The 25782-nt window shown below is 71.5% G+C and carries 23 protein-coding genes; 6 read left to right on the forward strand and 17 right to left on the reverse strand.

Going from position 1 to position 25782, the window contains the following annotated elements; all coding sequences use genetic code 11:
* Positions 1-288: 288 nt before the first annotated feature.
* From ACFSKW_RS10830 to ACFSKW_RS10845, 4 genes are all read right to left on the reverse strand, one after another.
* Positions 289-1578: an FAD-dependent oxidoreductase gene (locus ACFSKW_RS10830; protein ID WP_379571807.1), complete on the reverse strand. Its 1290-nt coding sequence runs from the start codon at positions 1576-1578 to the stop codon at positions 289-291.
* Between the two features lie 131 nt (positions 1579-1709).
* Positions 1710-2831: an alpha/beta hydrolase family protein gene (locus tag ACFSKW_RS10835; RefSeq protein WP_379571809.1), complete on the reverse strand. Its 1122-nt coding sequence runs from the start codon at positions 2829-2831 to the stop codon at positions 1710-1712.
* Positions 2832-2967: 136 nt separating this feature from the next.
* Entirely contained in the window at positions 2968-3345 is a 378-nt protein-coding gene (locus ACFSKW_RS10840) for a hypothetical protein (protein ID WP_379571811.1), read from the reverse strand.
* A 79-nt stretch (positions 3346-3424) separates the two neighbouring features.
* Complete coding sequence (locus ACFSKW_RS10845) at positions 3425-3982, reverse strand: NADPH-dependent F420 reductase (RefSeq protein ID WP_379571813.1); 558 nt, start codon at positions 3980-3982, stop codon at positions 3425-3427.
* Between the two features lie 59 nt (positions 3983-4041).
* Here ACFSKW_RS10845 and ACFSKW_RS10850 point away from each other — a divergent pair, with 59 nt between their 5' ends.
* A complete protein-coding gene (locus ACFSKW_RS10850) occupies positions 4042-4392 on the forward strand; it encodes a winged helix-turn-helix transcriptional regulator (RefSeq protein ID WP_379571815.1) in 351 nt (116 codons plus the stop codon).
* Here ACFSKW_RS10850 and ACFSKW_RS10855 read toward each other — a convergent pair.
* Both ACFSKW_RS10855 and ACFSKW_RS10860 read right to left on the reverse strand, forming a co-directional pair.
* Complete coding sequence (locus tag ACFSKW_RS10855; protein WP_379571817.1) at positions 4382-5179, reverse strand: Cof-type HAD-IIB family hydrolase; 798 nt, start codon at positions 5177-5179, stop codon at positions 4382-4384. The genes ACFSKW_RS10850 and ACFSKW_RS10855 overlap by 11 nt on opposite strands.
* A gap of 24 nt (positions 5180-5203) precedes the next feature.
* Entirely contained in the window at positions 5204-6004 is an 801-nt protein-coding gene (locus tag ACFSKW_RS10860) for an alpha/beta hydrolase (protein WP_379571819.1), read from the reverse strand.
* A gap of 24 nt (positions 6005-6028) precedes the next feature.
* On the opposite strand from ACFSKW_RS10860, the gene ACFSKW_RS10865 reads away from it, so the two are divergent.
* Positions 6029-6373: a hypothetical protein gene (locus ACFSKW_RS10865; RefSeq protein WP_379571821.1), complete on the forward strand. Its 345-nt coding sequence runs from the start codon at positions 6029-6031 to the stop codon at positions 6371-6373.
* Here the strand turns inward: ACFSKW_RS10865 and ACFSKW_RS10870 are convergent.
* The gene (locus tag ACFSKW_RS10870; protein ID WP_379571822.1) at positions 6366-6635 is read right to left on the reverse strand and encodes a DUF6968 family protein; all 270 of its coding nucleotides are present in this window, start codon (positions 6633-6635) and stop codon (positions 6366-6368) included. The two genes, ACFSKW_RS10865 and ACFSKW_RS10870, sit on opposite strands and share 8 nt — an antisense overlap.
* 141 nt (positions 6636-6776) lie before the next feature.
* Here ACFSKW_RS10870 and pcp point away from each other — a divergent pair, with 141 nt between their 5' ends.
* Both pcp and pyrF read left to right on the forward strand, forming a co-directional pair.
* Positions 6777-7394 (forward strand): pyroglutamyl-peptidase I, encoded by a 618-nt coding sequence (gene pcp / locus ACFSKW_RS10875; protein ID WP_379571824.1) that lies wholly within the window; start codon positions 6777-6779, stop codon positions 7392-7394.
* 10 nt (positions 7395-7404) lie between these two features.
* On the forward strand, positions 7405-8211 hold the full coding sequence (pyrF, locus tag ACFSKW_RS10880) for an orotidine-5'-phosphate decarboxylase (protein ID WP_379571826.1): 807 nt from the start codon (positions 7405-7407) through the stop codon (positions 8209-8211).
* A gap of 91 nt (positions 8212-8302) precedes the next feature.
* Here the strand turns inward: pyrF and ACFSKW_RS10885 are convergent, their stop codons facing one another.
* From ACFSKW_RS10885 to ACFSKW_RS10930, 10 genes are all read right to left on the reverse strand, one after another.
* The gene (locus ACFSKW_RS10885) at positions 8303-9487 is read right to left on the reverse strand and encodes a low temperature requirement protein A (protein ID WP_379571828.1); all 1185 of its coding nucleotides are present in this window, start codon (positions 9485-9487) and stop codon (positions 8303-8305) included.
* Between the two features lie 119 nt (positions 9488-9606).
* Positions 9607-10491 carry a ribokinase gene (gene rbsK / locus ACFSKW_RS10890; RefSeq protein ID WP_379571830.1) on the reverse strand — a complete coding sequence of 295 codons (885 nt, stop codon included), beginning with the start codon at positions 10489-10491 and terminating at the stop codon, positions 9607-9609.
* A complete protein-coding gene (locus ACFSKW_RS10895) occupies positions 10488-11819 on the reverse strand; it encodes an ADP-ribosylglycohydrolase family protein (protein WP_379571832.1) in 1332 nt (443 codons plus the stop codon). Before ACFSKW_RS10895 ends, rbsK begins: the two co-directional genes overlap by 4 nt.
* Positions 11816-12955, reverse strand: coding sequence for an ADP-ribosylglycohydrolase family protein (locus ACFSKW_RS10900; RefSeq protein WP_379571834.1), 1140 nt, complete (start codon positions 12953-12955; stop codon positions 11816-11818). Before ACFSKW_RS10900 ends, ACFSKW_RS10895 begins: the two co-directional genes overlap by 4 nt.
* The gene (locus ACFSKW_RS10905; RefSeq protein ID WP_379571836.1) at positions 12952-13920 is read right to left on the reverse strand and encodes an ADP-ribosylglycohydrolase family protein; all 969 of its coding nucleotides are present in this window, start codon (positions 13918-13920) and stop codon (positions 12952-12954) included. Before ACFSKW_RS10905 ends, ACFSKW_RS10900 begins: the two co-directional genes overlap by 4 nt.
* A gap of 8 nt (positions 13921-13928) precedes the next feature.
* Positions 13929-14873 (reverse strand): ADP-ribosylglycohydrolase family protein, encoded by a 945-nt coding sequence (locus ACFSKW_RS10910; protein WP_379571838.1) that lies wholly within the window; start codon positions 14871-14873, stop codon positions 13929-13931.
* The gene (locus ACFSKW_RS10915) at positions 14870-16186 is read right to left on the reverse strand and encodes an ABC transporter substrate-binding protein (RefSeq protein ID WP_379571840.1); all 1317 of its coding nucleotides are present in this window, start codon (positions 16184-16186) and stop codon (positions 14870-14872) included. Before ACFSKW_RS10915 ends, ACFSKW_RS10910 begins: the two co-directional genes overlap by 4 nt.
* Positions 16187-16195: 9 nt before the next feature.
* The gene (locus ACFSKW_RS10920; RefSeq protein WP_379571842.1) at positions 16196-17014 is read right to left on the reverse strand and encodes a carbohydrate ABC transporter permease; all 819 of its coding nucleotides are present in this window, start codon (positions 17012-17014) and stop codon (positions 16196-16198) included.
* Positions 17011-17922 carry a carbohydrate ABC transporter permease gene (locus tag ACFSKW_RS10925; RefSeq protein ID WP_379571844.1) on the reverse strand — a complete coding sequence of 304 codons (912 nt, stop codon included), beginning with the start codon at positions 17920-17922 and terminating at the stop codon, positions 17011-17013. Before ACFSKW_RS10925 ends, ACFSKW_RS10920 begins: the two co-directional genes overlap by 4 nt.
* Complete coding sequence (locus tag ACFSKW_RS10930; protein ID WP_379571846.1) at positions 17919-19106, reverse strand: LacI family DNA-binding transcriptional regulator; 1188 nt, start codon at positions 19104-19106, stop codon at positions 17919-17921. Before ACFSKW_RS10930 ends, ACFSKW_RS10925 begins: the two co-directional genes overlap by 4 nt.
* 455 nt (positions 19107-19561) lie before the next feature.
* Between ACFSKW_RS10930 and ACFSKW_RS10935 the strand changes: the two genes are divergently transcribed.
* Together ACFSKW_RS10935 and ACFSKW_RS10940 are read left to right on the forward strand one after the other, a co-directional pair.
* Positions 19562-20521 (forward strand): hypothetical protein, encoded by a 960-nt coding sequence (locus tag ACFSKW_RS10935; RefSeq protein WP_379571848.1) that lies wholly within the window; start codon positions 19562-19564, stop codon positions 20519-20521.
* A gap of 78 nt (positions 20522-20599) precedes the next feature.
* Complete coding sequence (locus ACFSKW_RS10940; protein WP_379571850.1) at positions 20600-25753, forward strand: DNRLRE domain-containing protein; 5154 nt, start codon at positions 20600-20602, stop codon at positions 25751-25753.
* Positions 25754-25782 lie beyond the last annotated feature (29 nt).

Below are 25782 nucleotides of genomic sequence, written 5' to 3' on the forward strand. Positions count from 1 at the left end.
AACGGGGCCGACCCGCGCGCGGGGGTCGGATGCGCGCGCGGGCGGGGGTTCAGGCGAGGGAGGCGTAGGCGCCGTCCAGGCGCATGAGCTCCTCGTGCGTGCCGATCTCCTCGATCCTCCCGTCGCGCATGACCACGATGCGGTCGGCGTTCCTGATCGTGGACAGCCGGTGAGGACGGCGAGCAGGAGCCGGGGACGGTCGTCGGTGAAGAGGTAGGCGAGCGTGCGAAGAGGGTGCTCGCCCCGATAGCGGTGATCAAGTGCGCCAACCACGCACTAAATCATGACTTATCGGGATCTCTTCCATGCGACGGCCCCCGCGATCAGCAGCCCCGCCGCCGCTGCTCCCGCCCAGCGGCGCTGGCGGGCCACCCTCCGCTCCACCTCGGCGTACGGGGTGGTGGAGAAGGAGACCAGCTCGTAGCGGGAGACGTAGCGGCCGGGGAGCACCCGTTCCAGGGCGTGCTCGACACGCTTCTGGGCGAGGAAGGCCCTGGAGCCGACCTTGTCGCGCATCTCCACGAAGTTGTCCAGCGCGAGGCGGGCGATGACGTCGGTGTCGGCCTTGCGGCGCTGGAACAGCTCCAGCGCCCTGGCGAAGTCGTCGCCCGTCTCGTCCAGGCACCTGTCGAGCTCGACGCAGTCCTGGAAGCCGCAGTTGGCGCCCTGGCCGTAGAAGGGGACGATGGCGTGGGCCGCGTCGCCGATCAGCCCGACGAGGGTGCCGTTCAGGGTCCTGTACCAGGGGTCGCAGCGCATGGTGACCAGGTGCCCGACGGGGTTGCCCGCGTAGTCGGAGGCCAGGTGCGGCATCACCTCGGCGGCGTCGGGATACTCCTTCCCGAAGTGGGCGCGCACCTTCTCCGGCGTGTCGAGCGCGGCCAGCGCGTCGTGTGGCCAGAACAGCGTGCAGGTGAACGACCTGTCGGGGTTCGGCAGCGCGATCATCATCGAACGGCCCCTCGGCCAGATGTGCAGGGCCCCGGGGTCGAAGGCGAACTCGCCCAGCTTGGGCGGGATCGTCAGCTCCTTGTAGCCGTAGTCGAGGTACTCCTGGCTGAAGTCCGTGCCCGGCATCTGCTGGAGCCTGGCCCTGACCGCGCTGTAGGCGCCGTCGGCGCCGATGACGACCTGCTGGCCCTTCTCGACGATGCCGCCCTCGAACTCCAGCGTGCCGTCCCCGATCCCGGTCAGCCGGTGCCCGAACCTGACCCGCACGCCGTCGCTCGCCTCGGCGGCGTCGAGAAGCTTGCCGTTGAGCGCGCCGCGGCTGATGGAGTTGATCGCGTGCCGCTGGTCGGAGCTGTAGGACTGGAAGGTCAGGGTGCCGTCGACGGCGTGCATCATCCTGCCGGGCATCGGGATGGCGTCCGACAGGGCCTCCTCGGCCAGGCCGAGCCTTCTCAGGGCGTCGATGCCGCGCTCGGAGATGGCCAGGTTGATCGACCTGCCACGCTCGGCTCCGCTCAGCCTGGGGTCGGGGCGGCGCTCGTACAGCGTCACCTCATGGCCTCTCCTGGCCAGAAAACAGGCCAGAAGACAGCCGACCAGGCCGGCTCCGACGATCGAGACCTCCACTGCGGCTCCTTTCCCTCCCCTCCTTGGTACGGCGCGGCGGCGCGAAACGCCAGGACGTGTTCCGCGTCACGGCACCACGTACCCAGGATCCGCCCGGCGGGCGAAGCCGCCGGGCGCGAGAGGGGCGGGCCTCAGGCTGGTTTCGCGGGTTTGTCGCCGGCGAGGCGGTCGGCGATGGCCAGGGCCGTGGTGCGCCAGATGGGCGTGCGGGGCGAGATCACCGCGAAGTGGTCGCCCGACATCTCCATGTAGGTCACCTCGTCTCCTGCCGCCTCGGCCGCCCTGGCGTACCTGCGGCTGAAGTCGATCAGGTCGAGGTCGTCGCCCGATCCCTGCACGATGAGCTGCGGCACTCCCAGCGGCAGCCGCAACAGCGGGCTCGACTCGGCGTACGTCGCGTGCGGCGACCCGCAGTCGCCGCGCGCGGGCCCGCCGAGGGCGGCGGCCACCGCGCCCGAGCTGAGGTGGCGCCGATCCCCCTCCACCAGGTCGAGCACCCCTGCCAGCGACACGGCCATGGCCACCTTCGCGCTGTCGGCCGCCGCCCGCAACGCGAGCTGCGCGCCCGCCGAGTGTCCGACGACCGCGACCCTTCCCAGGTCGAGCCGGGCGCCGGACAGCGAGGCAGCGACGCCGGACAGCGCGCCGAGGCCGTCGGCGACGTCGGCGGTCGTGGCGTCCCAGCCGTGCAGGTCGGGGCGGCGGTACTCCAGGTTCCACGCGGCGAACCCGCGCGCGGTCAGGTCGGCGCAGAGTGCGTCCATCAGGTCGGCGGCCCACACCGAGCGCCAGTACCCGCCGTGGACGAGCGCGACGACGGGCAGGGGGAGATCCGCGGTGCCGTGGGCGGGCAGGTGCAGGTCGCCCCACTGCTCGGGATGCTTGCCGTACCTGACGCGCAGCGGCCGCTGCCGGTCCTGGTGGACGGCGTGCCTGATCGCCCACGCCAGCCCGTCGATTCCCCTGCCGTGGATGTGGGCGGCTCCCTCGATCTGACGCACCCGGCTGAAGTCGCACCAGACGACCCCCTCGACCGAGCCCATGAGATCGCGCAGCTCACCCGAGGGTCCTGGGATCGCCACGACGGGGCCGCCCGCCGTACTGGAGAGGAGGGCGCGAGCCTCGACGGCGTCGCGGGCGTGTCGCAGCGCCCCGCTCACGCCGAGCGCCGCGAACTCGCGTTCGGCCACTTCCCCCAGCAATGCCCAGTCGGCCGCCAGACCCGGCCCGACGATCACTTGTACGTCCCTCATGAGGCAAGCATGCTGATCGTCTCCCCGGAGTCAAAGCCCATATGGACTTTTATCGGCCTTTCTTCGCGATATGGGGCCAATCAAGTAGAGAGAGGGGGCGCCGGGTCGGAGAACGGCCCGCGCGATGTCACGGGTCTCAAGGTGACACACTGCGTGCCGAACGCGAGGGCGTGAACGCCCACACCGCCAGCCACACGCTCAGGCCCATGATCGTCATGCCGAGCGGCACGTGGAGCGCCGTCGCGCCCGAACCTCCCGTGGCCGACTGGACGAAGCCCAGCAGCAGGACCGCCAGGCTTGCCAGAGCGGGCCGGCCCGGCCCCCGTCCCGGACGCCACACCAGGACGCCGACGATCAGCAGGAGCAGCCCCGCGGCATGGACGCCGCCCGCGCCCATGCCGTGGAGCGCCTTGCCGCCGCCGCTGAGCAGCTGACCGGCCGTGACGGCCTGGAGGAGCACCGCCGCCACGTTGACCAGGGCAAGGATCTTGAAGGGGGTGAGGTATTTGACCATGTCTGCCAGCATCTTGCCGGCGCTCTTCGGCGACATCCTCCGCCCGTCGTCATCGCGACTACACCGACGGGTGTAGTCGTCACAGCGGCGGCGCGATGGCCTGGGCGTCCAGCCCCTTGAACCACAGCCCGATCATGAAGGCGGCGGTCACCTCCAGCAGCGCGGCCCTGGCCAGCCCCCCGCCGTCGAACGGCGTGCACCCGAGGTCCTCGACCAGCCCCCTGGCCACCGCGAGCGCCTCCTCGTCGTCACCGCACAGGGGTACGGCCAGCGGGCGCCCGCCGAACACCGGCGGCGTCATCCGCCAGACGTCCACGTGGCACAGGTTGAACGCCTTGACCACCCGCGCTCCCGTTGCGACCGCGACCCGCTCGGCCAGCGGGTGGTCGCCGGTCAGCTCGCCCCCCACGCTCGGGTTCGTGCAGTCGATGAGCACCTTGCCCTTCAGTGACCCGTCCACGACGTCGAGCGCCGCGTGGGAGGGGACGGCGAGCAGCACGGCGTCGCCGTACTCCATCGCCCGGGCGAAGGAGCCCTCATTCCTCCTGCTGCTGGTCATCACCTGGTGTCCCGCGCGACGCCACTGGGTGCCGAGGGCGTCGGCCATGCCGCCCGCGCCGAGAATGCCGATACGCATGCGTCCTCCTCGAAGGTGTAAGTAAGGACGAAGGTAGAAAATCCAATGGATACCGATTGGTGCGTGCCGCGATGTTCCTCGCCGACTGCCAGGCCAGGCTTGCCTTCGACCTGCTCGCCAACACGTGGAACGCCGTCGTGGTGTGGGCGCTGCGCGACGGGCCGAGCCGTCCGGCCGAGCTGCGCAGACGGATCGGCGGGATCAGCCCCAAGGTGCTGAACGAGACGCTGCGGCGCCTGGAGTTCAACGGGATCGTCTCCAGGGCCGCCTACGCCGAGGCGCCGCCCAGGGTGGAGTACGCACTGACGGACCTGGGGCGCAGCATGCTCGGGCCGATCGAGGCGTTCGGTGAGTGGGCGTTCGAGCACGCCGACGAGGTCATGGCCGCCCAGGAGGAGTTCACGGCGTGAAGTAGCCCTCCAGCACGACGGCGACCCCGTCCTCCGCGTTCGACAGGGTGTGGCGCTCGATCGCGGCCAGCACGGTGTGGTGGGAGTTGGCCATCGCGTAGCCCGTCCCCGCGTAGGCCAGAACGGCCAGGTCGTTGGGCATGTCGCCGAACGCCACCACGGCCGAGGGGGCGATGCCGCGCTCCTCGCACAGTCCGGCCAGCGTGCCCGCCTTGGTCACCCCCGCCGCGCTGATCTCCAGCAGCCCGCCGGCGCCCGAGTGGGTGATCTCGGCCTGGCCGTCGACGGCGGCGACGGCCGCGGTGAACATCTCGTCGGCGTGGTGCTCGCTGGACCAGGCCAGCAGCTTCACCACGGGCTCCGTGGCCGACCACACCGACTCGACCTGCCTGCGGTAGGGCAGGTCGGCGGGGACGTGCTTGCCGTACCCGGGCTCGAACAGCACGCCGGTGCCCGTCTCGATCGCGAACGCGACGCCCGGCAGCGCCTCGGAGAGGGTCCGCGCGACCGTGCGGGCGTCCTCAAGGCCGAGCGGGTGGGTCGCGAGGATCCGGCCCGCGGCGATGTCGTAGACGACCGCCCCGTTGCTGCAGATCGCCGTGCCCGACACGCCGGTCTCCTCGGCGATCCGCTCGATGGCGCGCGGCGGCCTGGCGGTGACGAACACCACCTCCGCGCCCGCCTGCCTGGCCGTCCTGAGTGCGCGGCGGGTGCGGGGGGTGACCGCGCCCGAGGGGTCGAGCAGCGTGCCGTCGAGGTCCGTGGCGATCAGGCGGGGGAGGCTCATGCCGGGCATTATCCGGCATGAGCCTCAACGCGGGATCAGGGCCTTGATGTCGGAGAAGACCCGCTCGCAGGCCGGCCCTGCCTCGGGGGAGGCCTCCTGGATGAAGCCGTGCGCCAGCCCCGGCTCCTGCCGGTGGACGACCTTCACGCCCGCCTCGGCCAGCTTGGCGGCGTAGGCGTCGCCCTCGTCGCGCAGCGCGTCGTTCTCCGCGGTCACCAGGAGCGTAGTCGGCATGCCGTACAGGTTGGGCGACAGCAGCGGGCTGGCGGCGGGGCGCAGGGCGGGGTCGGGCACCCACTGGGCCACGAACCATTCCAGCGTCTCGGCGTCCAGGCCGAAGCCCGAGCCCTTGGAGACGACACTCGGGCAGGAGAGCGTGAGGTCGGTGTTCGGGCACAGCAGCACCTGGAGCGCCGGCATCGCGCAACCCTCGTCGCGCAGCCGCATGCACGCCATCGTGGCCAGGTAGCCGCCCGAACTGTCTCCCGCGACCGCCACGGGCCTGGTCCAGCGCAGCACCTCGACCGCGTCGTCGAGGGCGGCGGGGCAGGGGTTCTCGGGGGCGAGCCGGTAGTCGACGGCCAGCACCTCGACGTCGCACTCCCGCGCGATCCTGCGGCAGGTCCTGTCGTGGGTCTCCAGATCGCCGAAGACCCAGCCACCACCGTGCAGGTACACGACCAGCGGGCGCGGTCGCTCGGCGGGGTGGTAGCGGCGCAGGCGCAGCCCCGAGGGGCTGGTCAGGTCGATGACCCGCACCATCTCGGGTCCTGGGGGGCGTTCACGGGTACGCGCCCTGAGCTCCAACAGTCTTACGTCAGACATAACGGCACATAGTAGGGTTTCCGGGTGCCTGAAAAAGCCGGAATCGGCTCCGCACTTCGATTCACCACCGAGTTGGCCGCCTGGATCGCCACGCCATGGGCGTTGGCGCCGCACTCCGTGGCGCTGGCGGTACTGTCCGTCATCGTGCTCGTCGGGCTGCCGACGGTCTTCGCCACCCCCGGCGACAAGCGTCAGGTGATCGTCGCCGTGCCGGGTTTCGTGACGATCCTGCTGGTGGCGCTGCAGCTGGTCGCCGCCGTGGCGGCGTCGTGGGTGGCGTGGGCGCCCGCCGTCGCGGCCGTCGTGTCGGTGCTGGCCGCCGCGACCGTGGTGACCGAGATCCCGCGCTGGCGCCGCCTGGTCAGGTGAACTCCTCCCACACCAGCAACCCCTCGCGCGCCTCCGCCGACTCCGTGAGGGCGCTGCGCACCACGGTGAGCACGATCTCCAGCGCCTGCAGGGAGTCCACGCCGGTGACCTTCCTCTCGTGCTCCCAGCCGTCGAGCCCGTCGATCCTGTACGGGCAGGACCACTCCCCTGTCGGCTCCTCGAACGGCAGCCCGATCGTCACCGTGACCTCGCTGGGCGGCTCGGTCAGCAGCGTGAGAACACGCTGGGCGATCTCGTACATGCCAGGTGACTACCCAGGAGCGCGTGCCACGAAAGTGACCACGCCGAGATAGCCGTCGCCGTCCGGCCCGCCGGCTCACCGCTGTCCCTCATGGTCGAGACTCGTACCGGACGTCAGGCGCCGCATCCAAGGAGCAGATGAATGTCGCGTGTGCTGGTCACGGGGTTCGAGCCGTTCGGCGGGGAGACGACCAACCCGTCCTACGACGCCGCCCTGCTGGTCCCCGGGGTGACCGCGGTCGAGCTGCCGTGCGTGTTCGCCGACGCGCCGGCCGCGCTGCGGGAGGCGATCGAGCGGCACGACCCCGCGCTGGTCCTGTGCATGGGCCAGGCGGGCGGGCGTGCGGTGATCTCGGTGGAGAAGGTGGCGATCAACCTCATCGAGGCGCGCATCCCCGACAACGCCGGCGCCCGGCCCTCCGGCCTGCCCGTGGTGGAGGGCGGGCCGGACGCCTACCTGTCCACGCTGCCGGTGAAGGCGATGGTGCGGGCCGTCAGGGCGGAGGGGATCCCCGCGGCCGTCTCCTACACGGCGGGCACGTTCGTGTGCAACCAGGTGGCCTACGCTCTGGCGCACCTGATCGCGACCGAGCGGCCCGGCCTGCGAGGCGGGTTCGTGCACGTGCCGTACGCGCCGCACCAGGTCACGGACACCGACCGGCCGAGCATGGAGACCGCCACGGTGGCACGGGCGCTGACCGCTCTGGTCAAGGCGTCGGACAGTCTCGAGGACGACCTCCCCGAGGGGGCCGTCCAGTAGAGTCGCGGGCATGAGCGAGCCGTTCGGCCGCCGGTTACGCGCGCAGATGGAGCGGCGGGGGCCGCTGTGCGTCGGCATCGACCCCAGCCCCGCGCTGCTGTCGGCGTGGGGCCTGGACGACTCCCCCGCGGGCCTCGAGCGCTTCACCCACACCGTCGCCGAGGCGGTCGGTGACCTCGCCGCCGCCGTCAAGCCGCAGTCGGCCTTCTACGAACGGTGGGGCAGCAGGGGCGTCGCCGTGCTGGAGCGCGTCATCCCCGCGCTGCGCGAGGCCGGCACGCTGGTGATCCTGGACGCCAAGCGCGGCGACATCGACACCACGATGGCCGCCTACGCCGAGGCGTACCTGGAGCAGGGCAGCCCGATGGCGGCCGACGCGCTGACCGTCAGCCCCTACCTCGGGTTCGGGTCGCTCGCCGGCACCCTCGCCGTCGCGCGCGGCAACGACGCGGGCGTGTTCGTGCTGGCCCGCACCTCCAACCCCGAGGCGAGCGCCCTGCAGAGCGCGGTCGCCGACCAGATCCTCGACGGGGTGGCGGAGGCCAACGAGGGCGCCGGCGGCCTCGGTTCGGTGGGGGTGGTCGTGGGCGCCACGCTCGACAAGGTGGGCCATCCGCTCGACCGTCTCGGCGGCCCGATCCTGTCCCCCGGTCTCGGCGCCCAGGGGGCCTCGCCCGCCGACGTGGCCAGACTCTTCGCGGGCGTGCGCCGGTCGGTGCTGCCCTCGGTGTCGCGTGCGGTGCTGGCCGACCCCGGTCGCGTGCGGCCGCTGGTGGAGCGCTACCGCGACGAGTGCGCCGAGCGGCTGCGCGACTAGAGCCGCCCTTGGTCGCCCACGACCGGAACCGGTCGGTTGGCCACGAGCCGTACTCCCCTGGCAGGTCCTGCCACGGGGGACGGTGATCTCGCTACTGTTCGTCGGCGGGCACGACCGGCTTGGGGGAACGGCCGAAGTGTTCGACGGCGAGGGCCGTGACCAGCAGGGCGACGAGAACGGCGAGCTGGGAGAGGGCCGTCCACAGGCCGAGGAGGATCGTCACGGGCGCCAGCACCGCTGCCGTCCGGCGCAGCGGACGTGAGGGCATGCCGAGGACACGCCGGTACATCATGTCACCGACCAGGTAGAGCGTGATGCCCGCCGACAGGGCGATCGCCGGGCCGGGGTGCATGTGGTCGAGTGGGTGGCCGAGCGCTTCCTTGACACCTGCCGCGACCGCGACGATGCCGAGCAGCATGGGAATGTGGGCGTAGAAGTACGCGCCGAGGATCAGCCTGGTCCGGCGTACCACTTCGGCCAGGGCGAGCGTGCGTTCGGCGGCCACCTCGTCCTCAGCGCCGAAGTAGCTCCACCACAGGCAGGCCGCGAGGACCAGCCCCAGAGTGGCCGCGACCAGCAGGCCGGGAGCGACGCTGCCGTGTGCCCCGATGCCGATCGCCACGACAGACTCCCCGAGCGCCACGATCACCAGCAGCCCGTGCCGTTCCACGATGTGGGCAGGGTGCAGCGGGAAGCCCCTCTGCCCGATGAAGTACGGGCTGCCCCACAGCAGCACCATCGCGGCGACCCACAGGACGTAGACGAGAACGCCGGTGACGAAGCCGGCGGCGAACAGCAGCGCCGTGGCCGCCAGGTTGAACGGTACGACCCGGACGAACGAGGCGGTGGCCTGCAGGTAGAGTCCCGCGTGGACGAGCACGATGATCAGGTAGCCGAGCGCGAAGGCCCACCCGCCACCGTTGAAGGCCGTGGGAATGGCCAGGGCCATGATGAGGAATCCGACCATGCCCAGCAGGACGAGGATCCGCCGCGCGGGACGGACGGGCGGGATCGTGTTCGTCAGCCACGCGTATCCGGCGTACATCCACCAGATGACGCCGAACACGAGCAGCACCCGCAGGGCGCCCGCAGCGGGCCCGCCGTGGTCCTGAACACCGGGGGCACCGTCCTTGAACCCGTCCACGAGGAGCGTGGTCAGCTGCGTGACGGTGAAGACGAAGACCAGGTCGAAGAAGAGTTCAAGAGTGGAGACGCGGAGTACTTGGTCTGGGGAGGTGGGTTCGACACGCTCAGCGAACCAGCTGGGGAGACGCATGCGCCCATTTTCCGGCATTTCCGTCACTATGAACGCGTTTGTCCTGCCCGAACCCCGCCGCCCGCGACCGGCGCCCCTCCCCGAAGGACGCCGGCGCGTGAGCAGCAAGGGGTCAAGGGTCAGCCGAGCGCCGCGTCGATCTGCGCGCGGGTCGGCATCGAGGTGCTCGCGCCTTCGCTCTGCACGGAGATGGAGGCCGCCACCGAGGCGAAGCGGAGCGCCTCCTCGGGCTCCAGACCCTCCGACCTGGCCACCGCCAGCGCGCCGACGAACGTGTCGCCCGCCGCTGTCGTGTCGACCGCCTTCACCTGGACGGCGGGCACCCGCAGCCGCAGCCCGTCGCGCGAGCCGTACAGCGCCCCTTCGGAACCCAGGGTGATCACCGCCTCGGGCACCCGCTCCAGCAGCGCGTCCAGCGCCTTCTCCGGGTCCTCGACGCCGGTGATCGCCGCCGCCTCGTGCTCGTTCGGCACGATCAGCGTCACCGCGTCGAGCAGGTCGGCGGGCAGCGGCTGGGCGGGAGCCGGTGTGAGGATCACCGGCGCGCCCGACGCGTGGGCCGCCTTCGCCGCGCTGATCACGGCCGCCATCGGCAGCTCCAGCTGCAGCAGCACCGCGGAGGAGCCGGCGATGAGCTCCAGGTCGTCCTGCGAGGGCCCGGTCACCGTGCCGTTCGCGCCGGGGACCACGATGATCGAGTTGCCGCCCGAGTCCTCCACCACGATGTGCGCGATGCCGCTGGTGCCCTGCACCTGCCGTAGCACGCTGACGTCGACGCCCGACTCCACGAGGGTCGCCCGCAGGACCACCCCGAAGGAGTCGTCGCCGACCGCGCCCAGGAAGGCGACGTCCGCGCCCGCGCGGGACGCGGCGATCGCCTGGTTGGCACCCTTCCCTCCGGGGATGGTGCGGAAGGAGCGACCCGTAACAGTCTCTCCGAGCTTGGGCGCCGTGGGCACGTAGGCGACCAGATCCATGTTCGCGCTGCCGAAGACCGAGATCATGCCACCATCATCCTCTCTGTGCGCCGCGCCAGCTCACTCAGGGCGATGCCGTCGAACCCGGTCAGGCTGCTGGCCAGGCTGTCGCGCATCCGCCACTGGCCGGGCACCCCGCCGTTCAGCGCGCCGACGATCGAGCCGACCGTCGCGCCCGCCGAGTCGGTGTCCCAGCCGCCCGCCACCGCACCCGCGATCGAGGCGGTGAAGTCGCCGTCGCCGTGCACGAGCGTGGCCGCGACCAGGGCGGCGTTGTTGATCGTGTGAACCCAGTGCAGGTGTCCGTGCCGCTCGTGCAGGCGGTCGAGGACCTGCTCGAAGTCGGCCAGGCGCCCGGCGTCCTCGACGGCCTGCCGTACGGCGTGAGCCAGCCTGGAACCGGGCGGGACCACGGACAGGCCCGCCTCGACCACCTCTTTCACCGAGCTCGCCACCATCGACCGGGCGCACATGGCGGCCACGAACATCGCGCCGTAGACGCCGTTGGCCGTGTGGGTGAGCCTGGCGTCGCGCCAGGCGTACTCGGCGGCCTTCGCCGGGTCGCCAGGGTTGACCCAGCCGTACACGTCGGTCCTGATCAGCGCGCCGATCCACTCGCGGAACGGGTTGCGGCGGGTCGCGGTCTCCGGCGGTTCGACGCCCGCCAGCAGATTGCGGTAGGCGACGCGCTCGGCGGTGAAGGTACGGCCTGCGGGCAGCTCGTCGAGCCAGAGCTTGGCCACGTCGTCGGTGGTGAAGTCGCGGCCGTGCCGCTCCAGCACCGACAGGGCCAGCAGCGGGTAGTTGAGGTCGTCGTCCTCGGGTACACCGTCGATGTTCTCGGCCAGCGAGTTGACCGCGCTGCGCCGGTTCCACGGCCACCGCTCGTTGATCTCGGACGGCAGGCCTGCCGCGGTGAACCAGCCGCGGATCGGCCAGTTCCCTGTGGCCTCGGCGATGGCTCTGACGCCCTCGCGCGGGATCTTCTCCACCGGCTTGCCGAGCACGCACCCTGCGGCCCTGCCCAGCCACGCGCCCAGCACCCTGTCGTGATCGGGCCGCTCTGCCCCCCCGCCGGCGACCGGCCAGGCCGGGCACAGGGAGACGATCTCCGCGAGGCCGGAGGGCTCCTCCAGCGGCGACTCGCGCGAGGAGAGCTCGTCCAGCAGCTCCTCGGCCAGCCCGCGCAGCCCGAGCGCGTCGGGCGGGGAGGCGCCCGCGCGGGGTGGCGCTTCGTGGCCGCCCGCCGCGTGCCAGCGCGCCGCGACGTCCGCCACGTCGCGCCCGTCCTCGGCGGCCTGGCGCAGCTCGTGCCCCACCAGGTCCTCGGGCTGCACCCAGGTGAGCCTGATCATTCGCCGGCCAGTTCGGCGAAGGCGTCCTCGTGGGCGCGCCGCCTGGCCACGTCGTCGCGGTGGATCCTCCGCGCGACGCCGGCGAGGGCGACGCCGGGCGCCACCAGGTCGGTACGGCTGGCCGTACCGACCTGCGACACCCACGCGGACGGCACGGCCGACAGCCCGCCGAGCGCCCCGGCGATCGCGCCGCCCATGGAGGCGATGGAGTCGGCGTCGCGCCCGTAGTTGACCCCGCCGAGCACGGTGTCCCTGTAGTCGCCCTTGGCGATCAGCAGGAACGCCAGCGCCAGCGGCAGCTCCTCGATGCTGTGCACGCGGGACGGCCGCCGGGCGCCGAGCCCCTGGTCGCGGTAGGTGTCGGCGACGGTGTCGTAGGGCCGCATGGCCGCGCGCAGCGCCTCGAAGGAGCCCTCCCAGTGGCCGAAGTCGCGAGCCCGCGAGCACACCGCGTCGATCGCGGCCCTGGTCCCGTCCTTGGCCAGCCGCGAGGCCACGGCCACCACCGAGTCGGCCGTCGCCCCCTGCCGCATGGCCTCGGCCACCGCGCCCGCCATGACGCCCGCGGCCTCGCGGCCGTAGGAGGACTGGTGCGCCCCCGTCAGGTCGATCGCCTCGGCGTAGGCGGCGTCGGGGTCGCCCGCGTTGACGACGCCGACCGGCGCGACGTACATGGCGGCGCCGCAGTTGACGATGTTGCCGACGCCCGCCTCGCGCGGGTCGACGTGCCCGTAGTGCAGGCGTGCCACGATCCACTTCTCGGCGAGGAAGACCCGCTGGAGCGGCAGCGCCTCGGCTTCGAGCTCGGGGATCCACTGCTTCTGCGCCATCATCTCCGGCACCATGTGCTCGGCCATCGCATAGGCGTCGAGGTGTCCGGCGGTCTTCTCGTAGACGCGGATCAGCGCGTGCGTCATCAACGTGTCGTCGGTGATGTGGCCGTCGCCCTTGTGGTACGGCGCGATCGGCCGCGCGTTGCGCCAGTCGGAGTTGAAGGGCGGCACGACCCCCTCGACCGTCCCGCCGTACCGCTGCGTGATCTGCTCGGGAGTCCAGCCTTCGGTGGCGCCGCCGAGGGCGTCACCGACCGCCGCTCCCGCCACGCAACCAGCGGCCTTGTCTTCCAGCGGCGTCATGCCATTCCCTCCGAAATATCCACTAGATCCCTGCCAGCCAGTTCGGGCAGGCAGCACCCGGCCAGCCTCCGTGCGGAGGCGGCCCACCCCTCAGGTATCACCGAGAATCCGCCGCAGGCGCCGGTGATCGCGCCGGTGAGCGCGGGCGCGGAGTCGGCGACCGCCGACAGGCACGCGGCGGCCGGCACGGCCTGCGCGAGCGATCCGCCCGACACCTCGGCCAGCGCCAGCGCGACGGGCACCGTCACCGAGGCGGAGACGGCGTAGCTGTAGACGTGGTCGATCAGCGCGGCGTCGAGCTCGGGCACCGCGGCGAAGGCCGCTCCCGCCTTGCGCGCGACGCGCAGCGCCGTCCTGGCGTTGAGGCCGATCGCGCTGTCCTCGGGCAGCTCGGCCAGCGCCGCCTCGACCGCCGCGGCCGCCGAACCGCTCTCGACGGCCGCCCCGACCGCCGCGGCCATCGCCTTCGCGCCGAGAACGCCGTCTCCCGCGTTGGTGATCCGCGCGTCGGGGACAGGGTCGCGGCCCGTGGCGCCGAACGCGACGGCCCGCACGGCGGCCGCGTCGTCGAAGAAGTGTGGGTTGTCGTGCCCGCTGGCGGGCGGCTCGACGCCGCGCCGCAGGTTGTCCAGCGCGGTCGTCACCGAGATCCGCGCCCGCAGGTCGTCGCGCTCGGCCAGGTCGAGGAAGGCCCTCACCCTGTCCTGCGCGATGGTCAGCGCCGTCCACGCCAGCCACTCGGCGTCGTCGGAAGGCCCGACGGCCAGCGGCGCGGTCTGCTGGTTGAGCGCGAACGGCACCGGCAGCGTCGTGACCCTGTGCTCCTCGGCGAAGGCGTCGAGCTCGCGGTGCAGCCGCCTGCTCCACGGCGCGTGCAGCGCGGAGCGATGCCTGGCGGCCGGCCAGCCCGCCGCGTCGCCCACGGCCAGGCCGACGAACGCGCCTGTGATCCTGTCCCCCGACATGTGTTGTCCTAGAGTCCTCTCGCCAGCTCGTCCGCGACGTCGAGCACGTGCCTGCCCGCGACCACCGGCAGACACTTGCCGGTGGCGGGGCCGATGCGCTCGGCCCACCTGGCGGGCACGCCGCCCTCGCCCTGTCCCGCGCCCGACAGCGCGCCCGCGATGGCGCCGATGGTGTCGGCGTCGCGGCCGAGACTGACCGCGTACGTCACCGACTCCTCCACGTCGCCTTCGCCGTGCAGGTAGGCGGCGAACGCCAGCGCCACGGCCTCGGGCGCGAGGTCGGTCCACGGGTAGTGCCTGATCACCACGGCCTCGTGCAGCCGCTCGGGTGAGTCCCTGAGCGGGCGCGCCCTGGCGATGGTGCGCGCGGTCCACGAGTCCTCGGGGATCGCGGCCAGTCCCGCGTCGACCGCCTCCTCAGGAGCGGCCCCCGCCATCGAGGCCGCCACGGCCGCGGCCACCGCCATGCCGCCGTTGATGCCCTCTCCCTCGCCGCTGACCAGGCCGTCCTGCTCGATCAGCCGCGCCGCCTCCGCGGGATCGCCAGGGCAGAAGATCCCGTACGGCGCCGCCCTCATCGCCAGGCCGTCCGACCAGCCGTGCGAGTGGATCATCCCGGTCATGGGCGGCTCGAGGCCACGCCTGAGCGCCTGGATGGTGCCGAGCTCGGAGAAGCCGGCGCCCTTCATCGGGCCGAGCACCGCGGGGATGATCTCCCTGCGGTAGGCGTCGGCCACGTCCTCGGCGGTCAGCTCGTGGCCGTGTCGCACCAGCAGGGACGCGGCGAAGATGGCGTACTCGGTGTCATCGGTGCCGCCGCCCTCGATCTCGGTGAGCCTGCCCCATCTGGCGGCGATCTGGGCGGGTTCCATGTTCTCGGCGGGCGCGCCGAGGGCGTCGCCGGCCGCGAGGCCGAGCAGACACCCTCGGGCGCGATCCTGCGTCAAGGTCACGAGGAGTACCGCTCCAGCACCTTGTTGCCCTCCTCGACCAGCTTCGCCGCCGCCTCGTCGAGAGAGATCTTGTTGGCGTAGTACTGCTGCAGGGTGGGGGTGGCCACCTTGCTCTTCCACTCGTCGAAGCCGTTGACCTTGAGGAACGGCGCGACGACCAGGTTCTTCGCCGAGGCGGTGGCCACGTCCCAGCCGTTCTCCTCAGTGGTGATCGACGGGTCGGCGGCGGCCTTCTGCGAGGTCGGCAGCAGCCAGTCGCCCTTGGCGAGCTTGGCCTGGTTCGGGCCGTTCAGGAAGAACGACATGAACTTGATGGACTCCTCGGGGTGCTTGCTGTCGGCCGAGACCGACAGGGTCTGGGAGACCGCGCCCTGGTTGGCGGTCTCGCCCTTCATCGGGGGAAGCGTGACCCACTCGAAGCCGTCGGGAGCCTGCTCCACGACCTGCTGGCGCAGGTAGACGCCGACGGGCAGCAGCGCGTACTTGCCGCCGAAGAAGCCGGGCAGCGGGTCGGCGGTGCCCATGCCGAGCGCCGACGGGTCGGCCGACTTGTCCTTGTAGAGCTGGTCGTGGATGCGCTGGAGCACCTGCTTCTCCTCGGCTCCGACCTTGACCGTGGTCTTGCCGTCGGCGCCGGTCTGGAAGAAGGTGCCGTTGAAGTTGAGCGCCAGGTTGAGCGTCTTGTTGACAGGCGACTTCATCGGCCACGCCACGCCGAACGTCTCGCCCTTGGTCAGCTTCTTGCTGACCTCGGCGAACTCGTCCCAGGTCCAGGGGGAGTCCACGGTGGGCACGCGCACCTTCGCGGCGTCGAGCAGCTTCTTGTTGGCGATGATGACCTGCGACTCCTGCAGGAACGGCACGCCGTAGACACCCTGGTTGCCCTTGCCGTCGTCGAAGGTGACGGTGTCCCACGCCGACTGGGGGATGTCGCTCTTCAGCTCGGCGGGCACCTTGTCCTTCAGGTCCAGCAGGTAGCCGCGCGAGGCGAAGCCGGACAGCGCGGGGGAGTCGTCGTGGATGACGTCGGGCGCGTCGCCACCCTCGAAGGAGGTGACGAGCTGGTCGTTGACGTTGTCCCAGCTGCCCTGGACGTAGGTGACCTGGATGTTGGGGTTGGCCTTGTTCCAGGCGTCCACGAGCTCCTTGTTGGCGGCCACGGACTCCTTCTGCCAGGCCAGGCTGAGGAAGTTCAGCTTCACCGGCTCGCCACCGGACTTGGCGGGCTCGGCGGCGTCGCCGCCACCGCCGGAGCCGCACGCGGCCGCCATGGCGACGATCGCCGCGACTGCCAAAGCGGATTTGATACGCATAAGAGCCTCCTAGCCCTTGACCGCTCCGGCCATGAGGCCGGACCTCAGCCGTCGCTGGATGATTGCGAAGAAGATCAGGCTGGGGATCGTCGCCACGACCGATGCGGCGGCCAGCGGACCCAGCCTGGACACTCCCTCAGGCCCGGTGAAGCGGACCAGAGTGAGTGGCAGTGTCATCACGTCGGGGTCCTTGAGGACCACGAGCGCGAAGAGGAACTCGTTCCACGACGAGATGAACGAGAACAACAAGGTGGCCACCACGCCGGGGGCCAGTAGCGGCGCCACCACGCTCACGATCGACCGCACGCGTCCGGCGCCGTCGACGGAGGCGGCTTCCTCCAGTTCGGGTGGCACCGCCCGCACGTAGCCCTGCAGCATCCACAGTGCGAACGGCAGCGTGAACGTCACATGCACGATGATCAGGCCGGGCAGCGTGCTCACCAGATCGAGGTTCCGCAGCACCATGAAGAGCGGGATGATGATCAGGATGAACGGGAAGACCTGGCTGACCAGCACCCACCCGACCGCGATCTTGCTGACCAGACTGCGGTGGCGGGCGATGGCGTAGGCCGCGGGCAGGGCGATGACCACGGTGAGAACCGCGCTGCACAACGCCACGATGAGGCTGCGCACGCCCGCGCCCACCAGATCCTGCTCGGTGAAGGCGGCCTCGAAGTTGCTCAGGGTCGGCTCGCGCGGGATCCACGCCGGGTTCAGGTTGGCCATCTCCTGCGGCGTCTTGAACGCCGTCGACAGCAGCCAGACCAGCGGGAACACCAGGAAGATCATGTAGGCCAGGAGCGCGGCGTACTTCGGGATCTGCTTCATGACGCCTCCCTCATCTGCCGCCAGAGATAGACGCCGAGCACCGCGAGCACGACGATCATGGTCGCCACGCCCAGCGCCGCCGCGTAGCCGAAGAAGCCGTAGCGGAAGGCCTGCTCGTAGGCGAAGAGCATGGGCAGCCGCGTCTGACCTCCAGGACCGCCCTGGGTGAGCACGTAGACGAGGCTGAACTGGTTGATGTTCCACACGAAGTCGAGCGAGGTGATGGCCACGATCACAGGCCGCAGCTGCGGCAGTGTGATGTTCCAGAACCTGCGCCAGGTGCCCGCGCCGTCGACCTCGACCGCCTCGTACAGTTCCTTCGGCACGCCCTGGAGCCCTGCCAGCAGAACCACGGTGGTCTGCGGCATGCCGCTCCAGACGCCCATCACGATCACGGCGGGCAGCGCCAGCGAGAAGTCGGCGAGCCAGTCGATGTCGGTGCCGAGCATGCTGTTGAGAATGCCCGCGTCGGGGTGGTAGACCAGGCGCCACATCAGGCCGATCACCACGGGCGGCATCGCCCACGGCACGACCGCGAGGACCCTGGCCAGGCCCCTGAACCGCAGGTTCTGGTTCAGCAGGATGGCCAGGCCGAGCGAGAGCAGGAACTGCAGGCCCGTGACCGAGACCGCCCAGATCAGGCCGATCCTGAAGGAGGACCAGAAGTCGGCGTCCGACAGCAGGTCGACGAAGTTCTGCGGGCCCACGAACTCGTAGACCGCGTTACGGCCCGCGCGCGCGTCGGTGAAGGCGAGGCCGATGCCGTACAGCAGCGGGCCGACGCTGAACAGCAGCACCGGCACCAGCGCGGGGAGCATCAGCAGCAGCGTCTCGCGGCCCTGCCTCGAACGGACCTTGCGGCGCGGGTTCGGCGAGGTGCGCGAGGGTCTGGTCGCGACCGCCGTCATGGCGTGCCTCCCTTCGGCTGTGGTGCGGCTTGGACGGGTACTGCGGTGACGGCGGCTTCCCCCGTGCTCTCCCGGTCAGGTCCTGGTCCTGTCGTCCGGCGGAGGGAACCCGCCCGGGGAGTGGACGCCTCCCCTCCCGCGGAGAGCGCCTGTCCGGCGGAGACCGGTCTCCGCTCGGCGCCTTCGCCGGCCGTGGAGGCCCTGACGACGAGCACGGGCGGCACCGTGACCAGCCGCGGTTCCCTGTCCATGTCGTTGAGCCGGTCGAGCAGCAGCTCGGCGGCGGCCTTGCCGCGTTCTGCGGAGCCCAGCGAGACGCTCGTCAGGGACGGCCACGAGGCGGCGGCCAGGTCGGTGTCGTCCATGCCGACCACCGCCACGTCCTCGGGCACTCGCAGTCCCGCCGCGCGCAGCACGTCGAGCGCGCCCAGCGCGATCAGGTCGTTGGCGCACATCAGCGCGTCCACACCGGCCGCCCGGTCGAGCAGGGCGCGCGCCGCGCGCGCCCCCTCGGCCCGGTAGAAGTCGCCGACCTCGACGATCCCCTCGTCGTACGGCAGGCCGCGCTCCTTCAGCGCCTCCCTGTAGGCGGCGGCGCGCGCCGCACCGGGAACCGTGTCGAGCGGGCCGTTGAGGAAACCGATCCTGCGGCGGCCGAGGCCGTGAAGATGGTCGATGGCGAGCCTGACGCCGGTGCGCGAGTCGGCCCTGACGTTGTCGACCCGCGTGCCGTCCGGCACCGAACCGATGATGACGACGGGCGCCCGTGCAGTCGCGATCGTCTTCAGGTGCTCGTCGGTGACGCGCAGCGGACTCATGATCAGCCCGTCGACGTAACGCTCGCCGAGGCTGTGCAGCACGTCGATCTCGTCGGCCACGATGGCGTCGGTGGAGTGCAGGACGAGCCGGTATCCAGCCGCCTTGAGCACCGGCTGGATCTGCCGCACCATCGCCAGGTAGACGGGGTTGCCGATGTCGGCCATGGCGAAGGCGACCTGGTTGGTGCGGCGCGACTTGAGGCTCCTGGCCACGGCGTTGCGCACGTAGCCGAGCTCCTCCGCGGCGGCCAGCACCTTGCGGACCGTCTCCTGCCGGGTGGGCAGGCCGTTGAGCACCCGCGAGACGGAGGCGATCGACACCCCGGCCCGTTCGGCGATCGTGTTGATCGTGGGTCCCTCGGCCAAGGCTGCCCTCCCTCTCGGTTTGAAAACGTTTACAGTAAAGAAGCTGTAAACGTTTACGGCGCTGGGCCCATGAAACATGCACGTAACTTCGAGGGTCAAGTCACGATCACGTAACACCAGGTCAACGCACGGTTGATCGTTTCAGGGCGCCCGTCACGCCGGCCCATCCGACGGCGGCGGCGGCAGCGACCGGTTCGTCGGCCGAGGCGAGCCCGAACGAGAGGGGCTCCCAGGCTGCGGCAGGCGTACGGTCACCGCTCGTTCACGCGGCGAGAGAAGGCGACGGTCCCCGTCCCGCGCGAGCTCACGGACCGTTTCACTCTCGGTACGGATGATCGTTCTGGATGGGAAACGTTTACCGTCCAGCCATCCATGATCACTCTGATGGACAGCCATGATCCTTACGTTTGCGGCGTTTGTGCACACTCCCCCTCATCGCATGCGGAAGGACATTCATGCGGATCGGCACTCGTGCACTGGCCGTCATCGCGACGGTATTCCTCACCATCAGCTCGGTCGGACTGTCGGGGATCCCGGCGACCGCCGCCGACGACCCCGCCCTCGCCGCCCTGACCCAGGTCGTCCCCGACATCGTCGAGGAGGCCAAGACCACGCCGCCCACGGAGATCCCCGAAGGCAACACCCAGCAGCCCTTCGCGGCCTCCACCGCCGTCGACAACTCGCTCACGGCGACCGTGAGCGACTCCGACATCGGCATCGGTACCCCCGACGCGGTGGGCACCGGCAACCAGCCGCTGCCCGGCCTGGTGACCTACGCGGCCAAGCAGCCGAGCGTCGCCTTCGCGCACAACCGCACCGGCCAGGTGGCCCGCGTGCTGACCGTGATCAAGGACGCCTCGGCGCCGACCGAGTACCGCTTCCCGATCAGTGCTCCGGAGAACAGCACGCTGGAGCTGGACGAGGACGGCTCGACGGTGCTGATCTACAACGAGGAGGTCTACCTCGGTGAGATCGACGCTCCGTGGGCCAAGGACGCCAACGGCAACCCCGTTCCCACCACCTACCGCGTCGAGGGCATGACGCTGGTCCAGACCGTCAACCACGCGGGCGCCGCCTACCCCGTGGTCGCCGATCCGGCGCTGAAGCTGCAGTGCACCTGGTGGAAGGCCATGTGCAGGGTCATCTTCTCGCGGACCGTCACCAAGAGGATCCACAACGCCTGGCTGTACGGCGGCGCGGCCGCCGCCGCCGAGGTGCTCAAGTACGTCTGCGACAAGATCAAGGAGAAGCGGGTCAAGCTGATCTGCAAGGTGGCGGTCGTGACCGGCATCGCCTCCTTCATCTACAAGATCCGCGAAGCCGCGCAGAAGAACCAGTGTTTCGCCATCCGAGCGCAGTGGCCCGGGCCGATCACCTGGGGTGAAGTGCGCAAGCAGAGCTGCTCGACCAGGTAGTCCTTCTCTCCCCCTGCTTGTCCGGCGCCCCCGTCATCGCGGCGGGGGCGTCGCCCTACGTCCGCTTCCGGAGCACCCATGCCTGCCATCACGCCGCGGGCGGTCGCCTGCGGTCTCGCGCTCGCCCTCCTCCCCCTGATCCCCCTCACCCCGCTCGCCTCCGCCGCCGCGTCGGCCGTACCGCCGCTCCCGGCGGCGACCCGGCCGACGAGCGCGCCCGACGAGGCCTCCGCCAAGCTCACCGCCCGCCTGAACGGCCGTCGGGTGGAGATCGAGTCCGCCCGCACGGAGACGACCACCACCTACGCCAACCCCGACGGCTCGACGACCGTCGACAGCTTCGCCGGCCCGATCCGCTTCCGCCGCGACGGCGGCTGGGCTCCGGTCGACATCAGTCTCGCCACGGACGCGAGCGGCCGGATCGCCGCAAAGGGCCACCGGCGCGGGCTCACCCTCGGTGTCGGGGGCGGCGACCTCATCACGGTGGGCGAGGGCGAGTCCAGGGTCACCATGCGGTGGAAGGGTTCGCTGCCCACGCCGCGGCTGCAGGCCGAGACCGCCACCTACCCGGAGGTGCTGCCGGGCGCCGATCTGATGGTGACCGCGACCAGGACGGGCGCCGAGCAGTTCCTGCTGCTCAAGCGGCGTCCCGCGACGCCGCTGTCGTACACGCTGCGGCTCAGGGCACCGGGGATGACGGCCCGCCGATCGGGTGACGGCGGTGTCGAGCTGGTCGACCGCAAGGGCAAGGTCGCCGCCACCATCCCCGCACCCGTCATGTGGGACGCGCAGGTGCACCCGAGCTCGGGCGACCACCTGAACCGGGCGCCCGTGGCCATGACACTGTCGGGCCAGGACCTCGTCCTCACCCCCGACCCCGCGTTCCTGAACGACCCCGCCACGCGCTACCCGGTCACCGTCGACCCCTCGCTCAACCTCGGCCAGGTCTTCGACACCTTCGTGCAGCAGGGCTACGGCACCGACCAGTCGGGCGCGACCGAGCTGAAGATCGGCGACAACGGCAGCGGCCAGGTCGCCAGATCCTTCATCACGTGGAAGACCCCCGGCATCGCGGGCAAGAAGATCCTGTCGGCGTCGCTGAAGCTGTGGAACCACCACTCCTGGTCCTGCAACGCCAGGGCGTGGGAGGTCTGGTCGGCCAACCGCGCCTCGACCTCCTCCCGCTGGCCCGGACCCACCATGGCGACCCGCTACGCCACCTCGACAGAGACCAAGGGCTGGGGCAGCGGCTGCGCCAACGGCTGGGTGAGCGCCAACGTCACCTCGCTGGTCCAGATGTGGGCGGACAAGGCGTACACGGAGTCGGGCATGGGCCTGCGGGCCGCCAACGAGTCCGACGAGTTCGCCTGGAAGCGCTTCAACTCGGGCAACGCCTCCTCGGGCGTGCCGTACATCTCGGTGACCTACAACTCCTACCCGGACACGCCGGTCTCGACGTGGGTCTCGCCCTTCAGCGACTACGCGGGCACGCGGTGGACCAACACCGTGACGCCGCAGCTGCGCAACCACGTGCGCGACCCCGACAAGGGCAACACCCGCGGCCTGTTCGACGTCTACGACGGCTCCAGCCTGGTCGTCAACGATCTCTACGGCGACTATGTGGCCAGCAACGGCTTCTCCTCCGCCACCGTGCCCGCGGGGAAGCTCGTCAACGGCAAGACGTACACGATCCGCTCCTGGGCCAACGACGGCTCCCTGTCGTCCAAGGCGTACCAGAGCGCGGCCTTCACCGTCGACACCGTCAAGCCCCCGGCTCCGAAGGCGGCCTCGGCCGACTACCCCTCCGACGGCGGCTGGTACGGCGACGCGGGCAGGCCGGGCACCTTCACCCTCACCCCGGCCGGCTCCGACACCGGCTGGCTGGCCTACAGGCTCGACGACGGCGCCGAGACCAGGGTGCTCACCACGGGCGCCGCCGTCACCGCCAAGGTGACGCCGCCGACCACGGGCCCCCACACCCTGCGCGTGTACACCCTGGACAAGGCGGGCAACGCCTCCCCCACGACGGCCTACGCCTTCAACGTGGGCGCCGGCGCCGCCGTTGCCGTGCTCACCTCGCCGAAGGACGGCGGGCGCACGACGGGCAGGCTCCCGCTGGAGGTGGCGGGCACCGGGTTCACCCAGGTCACGTTCCAGTACCGCAGAGCGGACGGCGACGCCTGGGCCGACATCCCCGTCGCCCACGTGCTCGGCGCCGACGGCAAGCCGCTGACCGCCTGGCCGGTGGCCGCGCCAGGCCGCCTTTCCGGGCTGGTCTGGGACGTCGGCGCGCAGCTGGGCGACGCCGCCGTCCAGGTGCGCGCGGTGGTCTTCGGCAACGCCGCCGAGAGCGCCCCCGCGACCATCGTCTCCGACCGGTCGGCCTCGGCGGCCGCCAGGGCCGAGGTGGGCCCCGGCGAGGTCAACCTGCTGACCGGCGACTACCGGCTGCGGGCCACCGAGGGCGGCCCCTTCGGCCTGTCGGTCACCAGGGTCCACGGCTCGCGTGGCGGGAACAGTCCGATCACGCCGTTCGGCAAGGAGTGGCCGCCTGCCGTCGCCTCCCTGCGGGAGACCTCCCCCACGTCGGTCGAAGTGATCACCCAGGACGGCAGACCGGTCCAGTTCACCAGGACCGGCGGAGGCTGGAAGCCCGAGCTCGGCGCCGAGGACCTCACGCTCACCGGTTCCTACACCCTCACCGACTCCCTCGGCCGCGCGACCGTCTTCGCCAGGCAGGGAGGCGTCTACCTCCCGGCTGAGCACGCGTACGAGAGCGTGGGCGACCAGGTCAGGCTGACGGCGATCAGCCAGGCGGGGCGCAGGCTCGACCTGGCCTACGGCGCGGACGGCCGGGTCACCACGCTGAGCTTCGAGGGCCTCGCGATCGCCCGGTACGCCTACGACGCCGCGGGACGGCTGGCCGAGGTGTGGGATCCCCGGATCAGCCCCCCGCTCAAGACCCTGTACGGCTACGACGCCGCGGGCCGCCTCACCTCGCTCACCCCGCCGGGCGAACTGCCCTGGACGCCTCGCTACGACGCGGAAGGCCGCCTGCTGTCGCTCACCCGTGCCACGCTCAGGCCGGGCACCGCCGACCAGGTGGCGGGGCAGGCCACCACCACCCTCGTGTACGGCGTGCCGCTCGACCGGGCCGCCGGCGGCCCCGCCGACGTGGCGGCCGAGCACGTCGCGGCCTGGGGGCAGAAGGCGGCCGCCGTCACCGCCACCGCCGTGCTCCCGCCCGACCAGCGGCCGGGATCGTGGACGCGGGCCACGGTCACCTACCTGGACGAGGCAGGCAGGGCCGTCAACACCCTGGTGCCGGGCGGGCGGCTGAGCGCGGCCGAGTACGACCGCTTCGGACATGCCGTCCGTACGCTCACCGCGGGCAACAGGGAGCTGTCACAGCGGCCCGACACCGACTACCGCCTCGGCGAGCTGGGCATCTCCGGGTACGGCCCGGCCGAGCGCGCCGAGCTGCTGTCGACCCGCGCCGTCTACGATCCAGCCGGCCGCAGGAAGCTGGAGGAGCTCGACCCGGTCCACATCGTCAACCTCGAAGCCGAGATCAACGAGGATCTGCCCGCCGGTTTCGCGATCGGGGCCAGAACGCGCACCGTGGTCGCCTACGACGAGCAGCGGCCTGGCGACGCCCTGGCCAGGGACCTGCCCACCACGCTCAGGAAGGGGGCCAGGATCGTCGGACGGGAGTCCATGCCCGACGCCGACGTGCGCACCACCGCCACCGTGTACGACTGGGGCAGCGGGCTGCCGCTGCGGACCGTCCTGGACCCCGGCGGGCAGGCCGTCACCAAGACGGTCGGCAGGCCCGTGCCCTTCACCGCCGGCGGCGGTGGCGAGTGCGGCGGCCGCCCCGAATGGGCGGGGCTGACCTGCAGGGACGGTGACAGGACCTTCACCTACACGGCACTGGGTGAGGTCGACACGATCACGGAGGGCTCCTCCGTCACGACCGTCAGGCGTGACGGCGCGGGCAGGCCCGTCGCGATCGGAGCGCGGGAGCTCGGCTACGACCCGAGCAGCGGCAGGGTGGTCGAGCGAAGGCAGGCGGCCGCGAAGGTCGTCTCCGGCTTCGACCGGCTCGGCCGTCTCATCTCCCACACCGACGCGGACGGGGCGGTGACCCGCACCGAGTACGACGACCTCGACCGCGTGACCAAGGTGAGCGACTCGGCGCCCTCGACCAGCGTCTACGCATACGACCACGCGGTGGAGCCGCGCGGCCTGCTCACCTCGGTCACCGACTCGGTGGCGGGCGTCTTCACCGCCCGTTACGACGACGACGGCCGCGTGGTGGCCGGCGAGCTGCCGGGCGGCCTGCGGATGGCGGGGCTGTTCGACGAGATCGGCCGGCCGTTCGCCCGCGTCTACACCAGGGACGGGGTGGAGGGGCCCGTGCTGATCGACCAGGCCGGGCTCTCCGTCCACGGGCAGCCGGTGCTCCAGCTGCGCACCGACACGATGACCGACCGCACGCTCGGCTACGACGGAGCGGGCAGGCTCACCTCGGTGCGGGAGATCGCCTTCCCCGTGTGCTCGCTGCGCCGTTACGCCTACGACGGCCAGAGCAACAGGACGCGGCTGGCCGTCCAGAGTTCCGAGGAGGAGTGCCCTCAGGCCGACGACGCGGCCTCCGCGATCACCGGCTACACCTACGCCGACGGCCGCCTGACCGGGGACGGCTACGGCTACGACGGGCTCGGCCGTACGACGAGCCTGCCGGGCGGCAGGACCGTCGACTACTTCGACGACGGCGCACCGTCGAAGCAGACCGCGGGCGACGAGACGCTCACCTGGGCGCGCGACCCCATGGGCCGGGTCAGGTCGGAGACGAGCGGGACCGGCGCGGCGACCGTGCACCACTACGGCGCGGAGGGCGAGACGCCGCGCTGGCTGGCCGAAGGCGGGTCGGTCGTCAGGACCGTCACCGGGATCGGCGGCGAGCTGGCGGCGCTCACCTCGGCGACGGGCGCGGTCCGTGTGCAGCTGACCACCCTGCACGGTGACGTCGGCACCGAACTCGACCTCGACACGGGGGCGGCGACGGTGCTGGCCTTCGACGAGTTCGGCATCGCCTCGCGACCGCGCAGGTACGGCTGGCTCGGCGGCAGGTTCGTCTCCGCGGCGCTGGGCGGCACGGTGCTCATGGGCGCCCGCCTGTACGACCCCGCGCTCGGCCGCTTCCTGCAGCGGCCGTACGTGGGGTGAGGCACGGGCCCCGTGCGTCCCTCCCGGCG

Source organism: Nonomuraea mangrovi (assembly GCF_042681425.1).
GTDB lineage: Bacteria > Actinomycetota > Actinomycetes > Streptosporangiales > Streptosporangiaceae > Nonomuraea > Nonomuraea mangrovi.